Origin of the sequence: Mycobacterium sp., assembly GCF_035570115.1 — a bacterium.
In the GTDB taxonomy this organism is placed as follows: Bacteria; Actinomycetota; Actinomycetes; order Mycobacteriales; family Mycobacteriaceae; genus Mycobacterium.
In genome coordinates this window covers 23,330-36,247 of record NZ_DATMLH010000288.1, presented here as the reverse complement: position 1 = coordinate 36,247, position 12,918 = coordinate 23,330, and the positions used below count along the sequence as shown (strand labels likewise).

General features: G+C 64.3%; 14 protein-coding genes and 1 pseudogene. 2 read left to right on the top strand and 13 right to left on the bottom strand.

Going from position 1 to position 12,918, the window contains the following annotated elements; all coding sequences use genetic code 11:
* Positions 1-15: 15 nt before the first annotated feature.
* The 8 genes and pseudogenes from VNW74_RS27340 to lepA all read right to left on the bottom strand — a co-directional run bounded on the left by VNW74_RS27340 (position 16) and on the right by lepA (position 7,045).
* On the bottom strand, positions 16-1,080 hold the full coding sequence (locus VNW74_RS27340) for a sulfate/molybdate ABC transporter ATP-binding protein (RefSeq protein ID WP_325682695.1): 1,065 nt from the start codon (positions 1,078-1,080) through the stop codon (positions 16-18).
* A gap of 15 nt (positions 1,081-1,095) precedes the next feature.
* On the bottom strand, positions 1,096-1,914 hold the full coding sequence (cysW, locus tag VNW74_RS27335) for a sulfate ABC transporter permease subunit CysW (protein WP_325682693.1): 819 nt from the start codon (positions 1,912-1,914) through the stop codon (positions 1,096-1,098).
* Complete coding sequence (gene cysT / locus VNW74_RS27330) at positions 1,911-2,741, bottom strand: sulfate ABC transporter permease subunit CysT (protein WP_414686796.1); 831 nt, start codon at positions 2,739-2,741, stop codon at positions 1,911-1,913. Before cysT ends, cysW begins: the two co-directional genes overlap by 4 nt.
* Positions 2,738-3,775, bottom strand: coding sequence for a sulfate ABC transporter substrate-binding protein (locus VNW74_RS27325; RefSeq protein ID WP_325682689.1), 1,038 nt, complete (start codon positions 3,773-3,775; stop codon positions 2,738-2,740). Before VNW74_RS27325 ends, cysT begins: the two co-directional genes overlap by 4 nt.
* A 111-nt stretch (positions 3,776-3,886) precedes the next feature.
* Positions 3,887-3,979 (bottom strand): Ms4533A family Cys-rich leader peptide, encoded by a 93-nt coding sequence (locus VNW74_RS32010; protein WP_414686795.1) that lies wholly within the window; start codon positions 3,977-3,979, stop codon positions 3,887-3,889.
* 141 nt (positions 3,980-4,120) lie between these two features.
* Entirely contained in the window at positions 4,121-4,324 is a 204-nt protein-coding gene (locus tag VNW74_RS27320) for a hypothetical protein (protein ID WP_325682687.1), read from the bottom strand.
* A gap of 51 nt (positions 4,325-4,375) precedes the next feature.
* Entirely contained in the window at positions 4,376-5,125 is a 750-nt protein-coding gene (locus VNW74_RS27315; protein WP_325682685.1) for a sensor domain-containing protein, read from the bottom strand.
* A 2-nt stretch (positions 5,126-5,127) separates the two neighbouring features.
* A pseudogene (gene lepA / locus VNW74_RS27310) lies at positions 5,128-7,045 on the bottom strand (translation elongation factor 4).
* 44 nt (positions 7,046-7,089) lie between these two features.
* Here lepA and VNW74_RS27305 point away from each other — a divergent pair.
* Positions 7,090-7,677: a type II toxin-antitoxin system PemK/MazF family toxin gene (locus tag VNW74_RS27305; protein ID WP_325682683.1), complete on the top strand. Its 588-nt coding sequence runs from the start codon at positions 7,090-7,092 to the stop codon at positions 7,675-7,677.
* 30 nt (positions 7,678-7,707) lie between these two features.
* Here the strand turns inward: VNW74_RS27305 and VNW74_RS27300 are convergent, their stop codons facing one another.
* The 5 genes from VNW74_RS27300 to VNW74_RS27280 all read right to left on the bottom strand — a co-directional run bounded on the left by VNW74_RS27300 (position 7,708) and on the right by VNW74_RS27280 (position 12,490).
* Positions 7,708-8,136 carry a CBS domain-containing protein gene (locus VNW74_RS27300; RefSeq protein ID WP_325682681.1) on the bottom strand — a complete coding sequence of 143 codons (429 nt, stop codon included), beginning with the start codon at positions 8,134-8,136 and terminating at the stop codon, positions 7,708-7,710.
* Between the two features lie 103 nt (positions 8,137-8,239).
* Positions 8,240-8,932, bottom strand: coding sequence for a hypothetical protein (locus tag VNW74_RS27295; RefSeq protein ID WP_325682679.1), 693 nt, complete (start codon positions 8,930-8,932; stop codon positions 8,240-8,242).
* 17 nt (positions 8,933-8,949) lie between these two features.
* The gene (locus VNW74_RS27290) at positions 8,950-9,789 is read right to left on the bottom strand and encodes a transglutaminase family protein (RefSeq protein WP_325682677.1); all 840 of its coding nucleotides are present in this window, start codon (positions 9,787-9,789) and stop codon (positions 8,950-8,952) included.
* Positions 9,789-10,766 (bottom strand): alpha-E domain-containing protein, encoded by a 978-nt coding sequence (locus VNW74_RS27285; protein ID WP_325682675.1) that lies wholly within the window; start codon positions 10,764-10,766, stop codon positions 9,789-9,791. Before VNW74_RS27285 ends, VNW74_RS27290 begins: the two co-directional genes overlap by 1 nt.
* Positions 10,766-12,490 (bottom strand): circularly permuted type 2 ATP-grasp protein, encoded by a 1,725-nt coding sequence (locus tag VNW74_RS27280; RefSeq protein ID WP_414686794.1) that lies wholly within the window; start codon positions 12,488-12,490, stop codon positions 10,766-10,768. Before VNW74_RS27280 ends, VNW74_RS27285 begins: the two co-directional genes overlap by 1 nt.
* A 151-nt stretch (positions 12,491-12,641) precedes the next feature.
* Here VNW74_RS27280 and rpsT point away from each other — a divergent pair, with 151 nt between their 5' ends.
* Positions 12,642-12,902, top strand: coding sequence for a 30S ribosomal protein S20 (rpsT, locus tag VNW74_RS27275; RefSeq protein ID WP_325682671.1), 261 nt, complete (start codon positions 12,642-12,644; stop codon positions 12,900-12,902).
* Positions 12,903-12,918: the final 16 nt, after the last annotated feature.

Genomic DNA, 12,918 nt, shown 5'->3' with positions numbered 1-12,918 from the left:
GCAGACACCCGAGGTTCATCCGGTGGGTGTCAGCGTGCCCTCGTCCTCGTCTGCCCCGCCGTCGCTGGGCGTTGGCGCCCCGAGTGCGATGTGCGGTAGCCGGGTGGCGTGCACGTACACGGTGTCCCCTTCCTGCAGGCCCAACGCCTCGGCATCGCCTCGGGTGATCTGAGCGATGAACGGCCCGCCGGTAGCGGCGTTGGTCAACTCCACGCGCACCTCAAAGCCGAGCATCACCAGGCGATCGATGGTGGCGCGGACGATGCCGGTGGCCTCGGCGGTGCCGTCGTCGGCGGCGATCCTCATGTCGGGACTGCGCCCAACCCGAATGTCGTGCGGACGAACCAGGTTCCCGTTCAGCGTGGACACCGCGCCCAGAAATGACATCACGAACGGATTCGCCGGAGTGTCGTAGACGTCGGTCGGGGATCCCACTTGTTCGATACGACCGTCGCGCAGCACGGCAATCCGGTCGGCCACATCGAGCGCCTCGGCCTGGTCGTGGGTGACCAACACCGTGGTGACATGCACTTCGTCATGCAAGCGGCGCAGCCACGCCCGCAGATCCTCGCGGACCTTGGCGTCCAGTGCACCGAACGGCTCGTCGAGCAGCAGCACCTGCGGGTCGACCGCCAGCGCGCGCGCCAGCGCCATGCGCTGGCGCTGACCGCCGGACAGCTGGCTGGGGTAGCGAGTCTGGAAACCGCTGAGCCCCACCACTTCGAGCAGATTGTCGACCTTCGCGTTGATCTCGGCCTTGGGTCGCCGACGAATCTTCAAACCGAAGGCGACATTGTCGCGCACGGTCAGGTGCTTGAACGCGGCGTAATGCTGGAATACAAAACCGATACCGCGCCGCTGTGGCGGCAACCGGGTGACGTCACGGCCGTCGATCGTGATCGTGCCGCTGTCCGGCTGATCGAGCCCGGCGATGGCGCGCAACAGGGTCGACTTGCCCGAACCGCTAGGTCCCAGCAACGCCGTCAGTGAGCCGGCGGGCACGTTGAAGTCGACATTGTCCAACGCGACGAAATCACCGTAGCGTTTGTTGGCGCCGCGCACGACGATCGCGTTTGTCATAAGCGCCACTCCTCCTTAGGCCTGCTTGGTGGCTCGTTCACGCCGAGCATCGAGAATTAGCTGGACGACCAGAACCACCACGGAGACCGCCATCAGCAGTGTCGAAAGAGCGTAGGCGCCGTACTCGGCGCCGCGGTTGTAGCGGTCGGACACCAGCAGCGTCAACGTCTGGGACTTCCCCGGCAGGTTCGACGACACCATGATGACCGCGCCGTATTCACCGAGGGTACGGGCGATGGTCAACACGATCCCGTAGGTCAGGCCCCACCGGATCGACGGCAGCGTGATCCGCCAAAACGTCTGCCACCAACCGGAACCCAGCGTTGCCGCCGCCTGCTCCTGTTCGGTGCCCAGCTCGTGAAGGACCGGCTCGACCTCGCGGATCACGAAGGGCAGCGTGGCGAAGATGCTGGCGAGCACGATGCCGGGCAACCCGAAGATGATCTTGAACCCGAAGTCTTTCTCGACGAAGCCGAGCAGTCCTCCCGATCCCCATAACACGATCAAAGCCACACCGACGACGACCGGCGAGACCGCGAACGGTAGATCGATGATCGCCTGCAACACGCCCTTGCCACGGAATCGGTTGCGCGCCAGCATCAACGCCGTCGGGACACCAAAAATCACATTAAGCGGTACCACGATGGCCACCACCAGCAGCGACAAATTCAGTGCCGAAATCGCCGCCGGCGTGCTGACCCAGGCGAAAAATTGGCCGAAACCTGGTGTGAAAGTGCGCCACAAGATCAGCCCAACGGGGACGACGAGCAGCACCAACACATAGGCCAGGGCAAAAAAGCGAATCAGGTAGCGAACCTGCGGCGATAGCGTCATGCCGACAACTCCTCGCGTCTGGCCGCACGCGATCCGAGGGTGCGCAGAACAAAGAGCACGACGAAGGAGATAGCAAGCAGCACAATCGATATCGCGGCAGCACCGGTACGGTCGTCATTTTCGATCAAGGTCCGGATCCACTGTGAGGACACTTCGGTTTTGCCGGGCACCGCCCCACCGATCAGCACCACCGAGCCGAATTCACCGATGGCCCGCGCAAACGTCAGCCCCGCGCCGGTCAGCAAAACCGGAGTCAGAGAGGGCAACACGACGGTTGTGAAGATTGTCGCGTTGCCGGCGCCGAGTGATGCGGCGGCCTCCTCAGTCTCGCGGTCAATTTCCAGCAACACCGGCTGGACGGCCCGCACCACGAACGGCAGCGTGACGAACGCCAACGCCAGGCCAACGCCCCATCCGGTGTGCTGCAAGTGCAGGCCGACGGGGCTGTTGGTCCCGTAGAGAGCCAGGAGTACCAGACTGGCAACAATGGTGGGCAACGCGAATGGCAGATCAATAATGACGTCGACCAGCCGTTTGGCCGGGAAATCGTCGCGTACCAGAACCCATGCGATCAGTAGGCCGAAGATCATGTTGAGGACGGTGACGCCGGCCGAGATGATCAGCGTCACCCGGAAGGACTCGAGCGCGGCGTTTGAGGTGACCGCGAGCCAGAACGCCCGCCAGCCGCCGCCGACGGATTGCCAACCGATCGCGGCCAGCGGCAGCAGCACGATCACCGAAAGCCACACCATCGCAACGCCAACCCGCAGTGATGTGCCGCCGCCACGGGTGCCGGCGCTCGCCTCGCGTGTGATCACCGTCATCATCCGGTGGCCTGGGTGTAGATCTTGGTGATGCTGCCGGAGTTCTTGTCGAACAATTGGGCATCGACGGTGTCCCAGCCACCGAGGTCAGCGATCGTCCACAGTTTCACCGGCATCGGGAACTGACTCCGGACATCGGCGGCAACAGCCGGGTCGACTGGCCGGAATCCAGCTGCCGCCCAAAGCTTCTGCGCCTGTGCGGTGTACTGGAAGTTTTTGAACGTGGTGGCGGCATCCAGGTGGGGGCTGCTGGTCACGACGGCAACCGGGTTTTCGATCTTGAATGTTTGCGACGGGTTGAGATGGGTGATCGGTTTGCCTTGGCGCTCCGTGGCGATCGCTTCGTTCTCGTAGCTGATCAGGACGTCACCGCTGCCCTGAACGAACACATCGGTGGCCTCCCGCCCCGATGCGGGGCGCAGTTTGACGTGCTGGCCCACCAGCTTGTTGATGAAGTCAATCCCCGCTTGCGGATCATGGCCGCCGCCGCTCTTGACGGCGTATGGGGCGAGCAAATTCCACTTCGCCGAGCCTGAGCTCAGCGGGCTGGGCGTGATGACTTCCACGCCGGGCCGCAGCAGGTCGTCCCAGTCCTTGATGTTCTTGGGATTTCCGGGCCGCACCACCAGGCTTACTACCGACCCGAACGGAATGCCTTTGGTGGCGTCCTTGTCCCAGTCCTTGGAAACTTTGCCGGCCTTGACGAGTCGGGTGATGTCGGGCTCGACGGAGAAGTTGACGATGTCGGCGGGCTTGCCGTCAACGACTCCGCGTGACTGGTCACCCGAGGCGCCGTACGAGGTGATCACCTGCACGCCCTTGCCTTCTTGTGAGGCGTTGAATGCTGGAATCACCTTGCTCCAGCCCGGTTCTGGAGCCGAGTAGGCGACCAACGTGATGCTCGTGTGCGCGTTGGCCGGCCCGCCACCGCCGACGACGTCGCTGGCGCCACCCTGGCACGCTGCGATAACGATTGCGGCGACGGTCAACCCGACAACGTGGCGCCAACGCGCGGCACCCCTGATGTCGTCGCGCAATGATCGACCTTTCGCTGGCGGGGTTAACAGATAACCAGTCCCGTCGCTACGGAAAGGCGGGGTCAGCAGTTGGAGAATTCCACCGACACCTGACCGCGCGCGGGCAGGAAGTCAGCTACAACAGTGCACGTCAGCCACAGCGCAATCGCCCACGGCAATGAGCGCCAAGATATGGCACTCGGTGTTGCCGGGCGCTGCGTGCATGGCGGAAGCCTAACAGAATCCGCCGAACTCCCAGCTGAGCCGCCGCAGGTCAGTGGGTCAGCAGCCAGGCCACGATTACCAGCACCACCAAGATGACGAGCACCAACGTCACCTGTGATCGCGGCATGCCCGGCTTTCCGGTCATCCGGGTTCTTCGTCGCTGTGACGAACGCGCCTCATCAGCCGGATGCCACGGCCGAGCAGGGCGTCCAGCACCACCGCGACGAGGTAGGCCAACGCCAGCACGACCGGCATGACCACGATGGTCTGCAAGACGAACCCCAGCCCCGACAGCCACAACTCGACGCCGTCCCACCAACTGAGGATCCCGTTCACCGGGCTCACCCTATTCCGCGCGGCCAGTGAAGCCAACATCGCAAGGTCGGCGCATGTCCTTCAGCTCAAACCGCTGACCGTGTCCATCATCGCGTGGGCGATGTCGACGGCGCTGGTGTCCAAGTTGGCCGAACCTGGATCAGACGGGCGTCGATCGCCGAAGAACACCACTTCGACCTCCACGAGGCAGTTCAGCCGGACACCGATGGCACGCGCCTGTGGGGTCGGCTGCAGCGCCGGCATGTTGGGCAATACCGAGGTTGCGGTATTAGTAGCCGCGACAACGCTATTGGTGACGCGGATGTCGCTGACGGAGATCGTCGTGCTGATCGGGCCGTTTTGTTCCGTTGACGTCGCGCCGTTGCATTGCTGCCACTGCCGTGAGAATTTCGCGAACACCATCTCGGCTTGCGCGGCCGTCGGCAACGTGACCACGCCCTGCATAACGCTGATCACTTGCGCCGGATCACCGTTGTTCCACCACGACTCCGAGGCGACGTCTTTGACCTCGGCTGGCTCGTAGACGCTTTTCTGCAGCATCGCTGTGACGCCTAGACAACTTGCTGGCGGGATCTGACTGTAAAGCTTCTCAGGGCCGCCGAATTCTGGCGGGATGCGGCCGACAAAGGGCTGGCCGAGCATCCGCGACAGCGTGACGTCGTCGAGAGGCACCTGCCTGACGCTTGCCCCGGTGAGGGGGCGCGGCTTCAGATTCGGCGCCGGCGTCGCCGTGCCATCGACAACCCCACCACAACCCACCGCCAGCGCGGCGATCATCACTAACGCCGTCGCCGACCCAAACGTCCGCATGACTACTTCTTGGCCTTGTCGCCTGCCGCATCGGCCGACAACGCGGCGACGAATGCCTCTTGCGGCACGTCGACTCGGCCGATGGTTTTCATCCGCTTCTTGCCCTCTTTCTGCTTCTCCAGCAGTTTGCGCTTGCGGGTGATGTCGCCGCCGTAGCACTTCGACAGCACATCTTTACGGATCGCGCGAATATTCTCTCGCGCAATAATTTTGGATCCTATCGCGGCCTGCACCGGCACCTCGAACTGCTGACGCGGGATGAGTTCTTTGAGCTTGGTGGTCATCTTGTTGCCGTAGGCCGCGGCGCCATCCTTGTGCACGATAGCGCTGAAAGCGTCGACGGCTTCGCCCTGCAGCAGGATGTCGACCTTGACCAGCGCGGCCTCCTGCTCGCCGGCTTCCTCGTAGTCAAGGCTGGCGTAGCCGCGGGTGCGCGATTTCAGCGAATCGAAGAAGTCGAAGATGATTTCGCCCAGCGGCATGGTGTAGCGCAATTCGACCCGCTCGGGTGACAGGTAGTCCATCCCGCCGAGTTCGCCGCGCCGCGATTGGCAGAGTTCCATGATGGTGCCGATGAATTCGCTCGGCGCGATGATGGTGGTTTTGACGACGGGCTCGTAGACAGTCCGCACTTTGCCTTCCGGCCAGTCCGCCGGGTTGGTCACTCGGACCTCGGTCCCGTCGTCCTTCACGACTCGATAGACCACGTTCGGTGCGGTCGAAATCAGGTCGAGGTCGAACTCGCGCTCCAGGCGCTCGCGGCTGATCTCCATGTGCAGCAGACCCAAAAACCCGCAGCGGAACCCGAAGCCCAGCGCCACCGAAGTCTCCGGTTCGTAGGTGAGCGCGGCGTCGTTGAGCTGCAACCGCTCCAGCGCGTCGCGCAGATTCGGGTACTCGGAGCCGTCGACGGGATACAGACCCGAGTACACCATCGGTTTGGGTTCGCGGTAGCCGGTCAGGGCTTCGGTGGCGCCGTGGCGCGCGGTCGTGACGGTGTCGCCGACTTTGGACTGGCGGACATCCTTGACACCGGTGATCAAATAACCGACCTCGCCCACACCGAGGCCCTCGCTGGGCTTCGGGTCAGGCGAGACGATGCCGACCTCGAGAAGTTCGTGTGTCGCGCCGGTGGACATCATCGCGATCTTTTCGCGCGGGGTGATCTTGCCGTCGATAACACGGACGTAGGTGACCACGCCGCGGTAGATGTCGTAGACGGAGTCGAAAATCATTGCGCGCGTCGGCGCTTCCGAGTCTCCTGTGGGCGGTGGCACCTCGCGCACCACGTGATCGAGCAGATCGGCGACACCCTCCCCCGTCTTGCCCGACACCCGCAGGACGTCGCTCGGCTCGCAACCGATGATGTGGGCGATCTCACCGGCATATCGATCGGGATCGGCGGCGGGCAGGTCAATCTTGTTGAGCACAGGAATGATGTGCAGGTCGCGGTCCAGGGCCAGGTACAGATTGGCCAGCGTCTGCGCCTCGATGCCCTGGGCGGCATCGACCAACAGCACCGCACCCTCACAGGCCTCCAGCGCACGGGATACCTCGTAGGTGAAGTCCACGTGTCCCGGGGTGTCGATGAGATGCAAGACGTGATCGACACCGTCGACCTGCCACGGCAGGCGCACATTTTGCGCCTTGATCGTGATCCCGCGTTCGCGCTCGATGTCCATCCGGTCGAGGTACTGAGCGCGCATCGACCTTTCGTCGACGACGCCGGTGAGCTGCAGCATCCGATCGGCCAGCGTGGACTTGCCGTGGTCGATGTGGGCGATGATGCAGAAGTTCCGAATCTGCGCCGGCGCAGTGAAGGTTTGGTCGGCGAAGCTGCTGATGGGAATCTCCTGGTCGACGGGCGGCCTAGCGGTGGATGGCCTGGCGCTCTGAGCTACGTCCAGGGTATCGAGGCAGGCTCGTCGGGACACAATCGCGCCGAGCCGTCCTATGCTGCGAACATGGCGTCGCAGTGGAGGACGTTGCAGCGATTCCAGAGGAATCTGGAGAATCTGGTGTTCAACGAGGCACCGGAATTGATCCGGCAGCTGCAGCAATCACCGACCGTGCAGCGGGGCATCAAGATCGCTTTGGATGTGATCGTCGGCACCGCGTCCGAACCGCCGTCCGAGATCACCGCCGGTCGCCCCGTCACCAGCATCAGCGCGCCCACCGCGCATCGGGCCCGCAGGCTGGTCTACGCCCCCGACTTGGACGGTCGGGCCGACCCCGGCGAAATCGTGTGGACGTGGGTGACCTACGAGGACGATCCCACCCGCGGCAAGGACCGCCCGGTGCTGGTCGTGGGCCGCGACCAGCACACGCTGCTCGGCCTGATGATGTCCAGCCAGGAGACACACGCCGCCGACCGGGAATGGGTGGAAATCGGCAGCGGAAGCTGGGATGGCGACGGTAAGCCCAGCTGGGTGCGGCTGGACCGGGTGCTAGACGTCCCCGAAGAGGGGATTCGCCGCGAGGGGGCAATCCTGGAACGCGCGATCTTCGACATCGTCGCTGCCCGCCTGCGCAGCGAGTACTCCTGGAGCTGAGTTACTCCGCGCCGGTCGAGCTGCTGGCCGTCAGCCCTGGGTAATGTAGGACTGGAGCTGCTCGTGCTCGGCCTCCAGCTCCTCCATCCGTGTTTTCACGACGTCACCGATGCTGACGATGCCAATTAACTTGCCGTCGTCGAGTACCGGTACGTGGCGCACCCGGTGTTCGGTCATCAACATGCTGAGGCTGTCTACCGTGTCGGACTTGCTACAGGTCGAGACCACCGCCGTCATGATTTTCGAAACCGGCTGCGAGAGCACCGCAGCGCCATGGGCGTGCAGCTGGCGTACGACGTCACGCTCGGAGACGATGCCGACGACACCGTCGGGCCCGACCACCACCATGGCGCCGATGTTGTGACCGGCGAGCCCGGCCAGCAGTTCAGTCACCGTCGCGTCAGGGTTGGTCGTCACCACGGAGCCACCCTTGCTCCGCAACACATCTGCAATTCGCATCGAAGCCTCCCACCGATTGTGATCCGGTTCACACCAGGCTACGGCGATATCGGTGATCCTGAAAGCAGCTCGAAAAAATCAGGCCAACGCTCGCGCGTTGCGCTCACGCGACAGTGTTGCGCGGCAGCGGGAGCCGTGCGCCGGCCACCACCAGCCACGCCAACGCCGAGACCCGTGCGACCGGCAGGATCGGTCCCAGCACCGGCCAGAACAGCACCAGCGTCGTCAATTCGGACAGCCCGGCGATCGCCAGACCGGACCAGGCCAGCGGCCGGGGCAACAACCCGAGGCCGAGGCTGGGCACCGCCACACCACCGACAAGCAGGCCCAGCGCCACGATGTGCCCGGCGCCACCAACCAGAAACACCAGGTAATAGAGCGCGCAGACCAACGCGGTGTCACCGGTGACCTCCGGCCGCGACAGCGTCCAGGCCGCCAAACCCGTCAGCCCCAACGCGCCGGCCGCCAAGATGCCGCCCGTCAATGCGATCGTCGCTGCCGGCGCGGAGACACCGAGTTGGCGCAACCGACCGCTGGCCATCGCCGCATAGACGGCCAGCGGCACCGACGAGGCGAACACCGCCACCGCGATCACCTGCACGGCGAGCTGCTCGGCGCGGACGTATTGCTCGACCGCGGCGACCGGTCCGTAGGGCAGCGGCATCACACCGCCGAGTGCGACGCCGAGCGCCAGACCGCCGAACAGCAGCCCTATGCAGATCGCGGCGGCGAGCGCCAACGGTGGTCCACCACGCTGGCGCCGTTCAACTGCTGCCTCTGCGGGCCTATCGTTCATGGCGTGAACGATAGGGACTATGTCAACCGGGTGATTTCGACGACCACGTCGAGGTCGGTGGCGCCGCGTCCGGAGTAGATGCCCTTCAGCGGGGACACGTCAGCGTAGTCCCGGCCGACGCCCACGCTGATGTATTGCTCGGTGATCTCACTGTCGTTGGTGGGGTCGAGATCCCACCAACTTCCGGTCCAGGCCTGGAGCCAGGCGTGGCTCTGCCCGTCGACGGTGTCCCCCACCACCGCATCGGAGCTGGGATGGTGATAACCAGAGACATAACGTCCGGGAATGCCCATGCTGCGCAACATAATCAGCGATAGGTGCACGAAATCCTGACAGACGCCTTTGCCCTCGCGCAACGCATCCAAGCCCGACGAATGGACGCCGGTGGTGCCCCGAACGTAGTCCAATTCGCTGCGCACCCACTCCCCGGCCGCGACGACGGCTTCGGCAGGCTCGTGATACTTGGCAATCCGCTTGCCCACGGCCGCAATACGTTTGCTTGCCGGCGCGTATTCGGTCGGGCCCAACACCTCATCGAACCGATCGACTACCGATTCGCTGTGCAAGTCGGCCCAGCCGAGTTTTTCGGTCGGCGGTTCCGCTCGGTCGGTTTCCACAACCGACGAGGACGTGACGGTCAACTCGGTGTGCGGCGCATGCAGGTCGAATGCCGTCACCGTGGTGCCCCAATAGTCGATGTAGCGGTATGACCGGGTGGCCGGGACGGTTTCGATACGGTTGAGAACGACATTTTGCCGGGAGTCCGATCGCGGCGTGAGCCGCGCTTCGTTGTAGGACGCCGTCGCCGGCGACGGATAGGCGTAGCCAGTGGCGTGCAGAATCCGCAGCCGCCACATCAGCCCTTCCCCTTCTTCGCCGGCAGCGGCTCACGTTGGGCGGCATCGGACCAGGCGACCCAGGGCACAGCGTGAAAGTACTGTACTGCCAACGCTTCGCCGACGTCGTAACACGACTTCTGCAGGCTGGCCAGCCGCGTCTCCAGGGTTTCCAGTAGCACACCCGGCCGGATGAATTCGAGTTCACTGCGGGCCCGCCCGAGCAGCCGCTGCGCTTCGGCGGTCGAACCGATCCGACTGTGCGGATTGTGCAGCAGTTCGTCGAGGCTGTGTTCGGCCATCTTCAACGAGTAGAAGACCGACCGCGGAAACAGCCGGTCGAGCAGGATGAACTCGACGACCCGGTTGGCGTCCAGCACACCACGATACGTGCGCAGATAGGTGTCATGCGCGCCCGCCGAGCGCAGCACCGTGACCCACGCCGGCGAGGATGCACTATCCCCCACCCGCGACAACAACATCCGCACCGTCATGTCCACCCGCTCGATCGCCCGGCCCAGCATCATGAAGCGGTACCCGTCGTCACGTGACAACGTGGAATCGGCGAGGCCGGCGAACATCGCGGCGCGACCTTCGATGAAAGATAAAAACTCATGCGGGCCAAGGCGTTTGGCGGCGCGTTCACGTTCACCCAGAGCGTTGTAAGTGGTGTTGAGGCATTCCCAGGTTTCGGTGGAGGTTACCTCCCGGGCTGACCTCGCGTTTTCTCGCGCGGCTGAGATGGCGTCGACGATGGAGCAACCGCCGGCGGTGTTGCGGCGAAACGCCACCAGGTCGGTCAGCGACCAGACATCCAACTGGGTGTCGGGCGCCTCAATGTCCAACACGTGCAACAGCACTCGGGAGGTGTGGTCGGGGTCGACGCTGGAGTCCTCCAGCAGTTGGTGCACGGTGACGTCGAGGATGCGCGCGGTGTCGTCGGCGCGCTCGACGTAGCGACCGATCCAGTACAGCGCCTCGGCATTGCGGGCCAGCATCAGCGAATCACCGCCTGTTGCTGTTGCTGTTGCTGTTGCTGTTGGGCGGGCTGCTGCTCCTGCGTCGGGTGCAGCTGCGACTGTTGTTGCTGCTGAGTGGACTTGTCGCCCTTCGAGTCGCCGCTGGACGTGGTGACCGGGTTGGGAAGCGACCGCACGATCTGGGCGGCGCCGAGCTCGCGATCGGCCAGAGAGGTCCGCGACGCCAGCACCCAGGTGTCCTTGGAGCCGCCGCCCTGGCTGGAATTCACCACCCTTGACCCTTCAACCAGGGCCACCCGGGTCAGACCGCCGGGCAACACCCATACGTCGTCGCCGTCGTTGACCGCGAACGGTCGCAAGTCGACGTATCGCGGTGTCAGCTTGTCGTCGATCTGTGTCGGGACCGTCGAGAGCTGCATCATCGGTTGCGCGATCCAGCCCCGGGGGTCGTCACGGATCTTCTTGCTGATCACGTTCAACTCTTTGTTGGAGGCTTCCGGACCGAAGACGATGCCGTAGCCGCCGGACCCCTCGACCGGCTTGATCACCAGTTCGCCGACCCGGTCCAGCACTTCTTCACGTTCGTCCTCCAACCAGCACCGGAAGGTGTCCACATTGGCCAGCAACGGTTTTTCGCCGAGGTAGTACTCGATGATCGTCGGCACATAGGTGTAGACGAGTTTGTCGTCGCCCACCCCGTTGCCGACGGCGCTGGAGATCACCACGTTGCCGGCTCGGGCGGCGTTGAGCAGGCCGGCCACGCCGAGCACCGAATTGGGGCGGAACTGCATCGGGTCCAGGAACGCGTCGTCGATGCGCCGGTAGATGACGTCGACCTGACGTTCTCCTTCGGTGGTGCGCATGTACACCTGGTTGTCGCGGCAGAACAGGTCGCGGCCTTCAACCAGCTCGACACCCATCTGCCGGGCCAGCAGCGAGTGCTCGAAGTACGCCGAGTTGTGCACCCCCGGGGTCAATACGACGACGGTTGGGTCGGCCTCGTTGGTGGCCGCCGACTTGCGCAGCGCGCGGAGCAGGTGCGCCGCGTAGTCGTCGACGGCGCGCACCCGGTGGGTAGCGAACAGGTTGGGAAAGACCCGCGCCATGGTGCGCCGGTTCTCCATCACGTAGGACACCCCCGACGGGGAACGCAGGTTGTCCTCCAAAACCCGGAAGCTTCCCTTTTCGTCGCGGATGAGATCGATGCCGGCGACGTGGATGCGCACGCCGTTGGGCGGCACGATGCCGGCGGCCTGGCGGTAGAAGTGCTCACAGGAGGTCACCAGCCGGCGCGGGATGACTCCGTCGTTCAAGATCTCCTGATCGCCATAGATATCGTCGAGATAACACTCGAGGGCCTTAACCCGCTGGGTGATGCCGCGCTCCAACCGCGTCCACTCGGCGGCGGAAATCACCCGTGGGACCAGATCCAGCGGAAACGGCCGCTCCTGACCGGACAACGAGAACGTGATGCCCTGATCGCTAAATGCCCGGCTGAGCGCCTCGGCGCGCGCCTCGAGGTCGGACGCGTCCGACGGCGCGAGCTCGGCGTAGATGCCCTTGTACGGGCCGCGGATGTTGCCCTGACCATCGAACATCTCATCGAAGGCTTCTGCATAGGCGCCCGCGGTGTTGTACCCGTCGAAGATGCGCTCATAGCGCCTTGGCGGCGGCGACTCGCCACGCGGCTGGCGCCTTGTTTCGACGGGTACGGTTCGAAGGGGCACTGTGTCATGCTGCATCACAACTGCCGTTTCCGCAGGCCAAGCGTCTCTACTTTGGGCGTTTGCACCCCGGACTGATACCCTGGGCACTCGCCGCCCAAGCGTCGGGACGCTGCGGCAAGACCGTGACACCACAAGCCGCCCAAGTGTACGTCGAAGGAATTAACGCGTGGCCAACATCAAGTCGCAGCAAAAGCGCAACCGCACGAACGAGCGCGCCCGGCTGCGCAACAAGTCGGTGAAGTCATCGCTTCGCACGGCCGTCCGCGCGTTCCGCGAGGCCGCCGCCGCTGGCGAGAAGGACAAGGCCGCCGAACTGCTGGTCTCCACCAGCCGCAAGTTGGACAAGGCGGCCAGCAAGGGTGTAATCCACAAGAACCAGGCGGCGAACAAGAAGTCCGCGCTGGCGCACGCCCTCAACAAGATCTGAGTTCAGCGACCGGGTC

What these genes read in the sequence shown, in the direction of transcription:
- VNW74_RS27340 (WP_325682695.1), bottom strand. Translation starts at nt 1,080, where the DNA reads ATGACAAACGCGATCGTCGTGCGCGGCGCCAACAAACGCTACGGTGAT.
- VNW74_RS27290 (WP_325682677.1), bottom strand. Translation starts at nt 9,789, where the DNA reads ATGTGGCGGCTGCGGATTCTGCACGCCACTGGCTACGCCTATCCGTCG.
- VNW74_RS27295 (WP_325682679.1), bottom strand. Translation starts at nt 8,932, where the DNA reads ATGAACGATAGGCCCGCAGAGGCAGCAGTTGAACGGCGCCAGCGTGGT.
- VNW74_RS27305 (WP_325682683.1), top strand. Translation starts at nt 7,090, where the DNA reads ATGGCGTCGCAGTGGAGGACGTTGCAGCGATTCCAGAGGAATCTGGAG.
- VNW74_RS32010 (WP_414686795.1), bottom strand. Translation starts at nt 3,979, where the DNA reads ATGCACGCAGCGCCCGGCAACACCGAGTGCCATATCTTGGCGCTCATT.
- cysW (WP_325682693.1), bottom strand. Translation starts at nt 1,914, where the DNA reads ATGACGCTATCGCCGCAGGTTCGCTACCTGATTCGCTTTTTTGCCCTG.
- VNW74_RS27285 (WP_325682675.1), bottom strand. Translation starts at nt 10,766, where the DNA reads ATGCTGGCCCGCAATGCCGAGGCGCTGTACTGGATCGGTCGCTACGTC.
- VNW74_RS27315 (WP_325682685.1), bottom strand. Translation starts at nt 5,125, where the DNA reads ATGCGGACGTTTGGGTCGGCGACGGCGTTAGTGATGATCGCCGCGCTG.
- cysT (WP_414686796.1), bottom strand. Translation starts at nt 2,741, where the DNA reads ATGATGACGGTGATCACACGCGAGGCGAGCGCCGGCACCCGTGGCGGC.
- VNW74_RS27300 (WP_325682681.1), bottom strand. Translation starts at nt 8,136, where the DNA reads ATGCGAATTGCAGATGTGTTGCGGAGCAAGGGTGGCTCCGTGGTGACG.
- VNW74_RS27280 (WP_414686794.1), bottom strand. Translation starts at nt 12,490, where the DNA reads ATGCAGCATGACACAGTGCCCCTTCGAACCGTACCCGTCGAAACAAGG.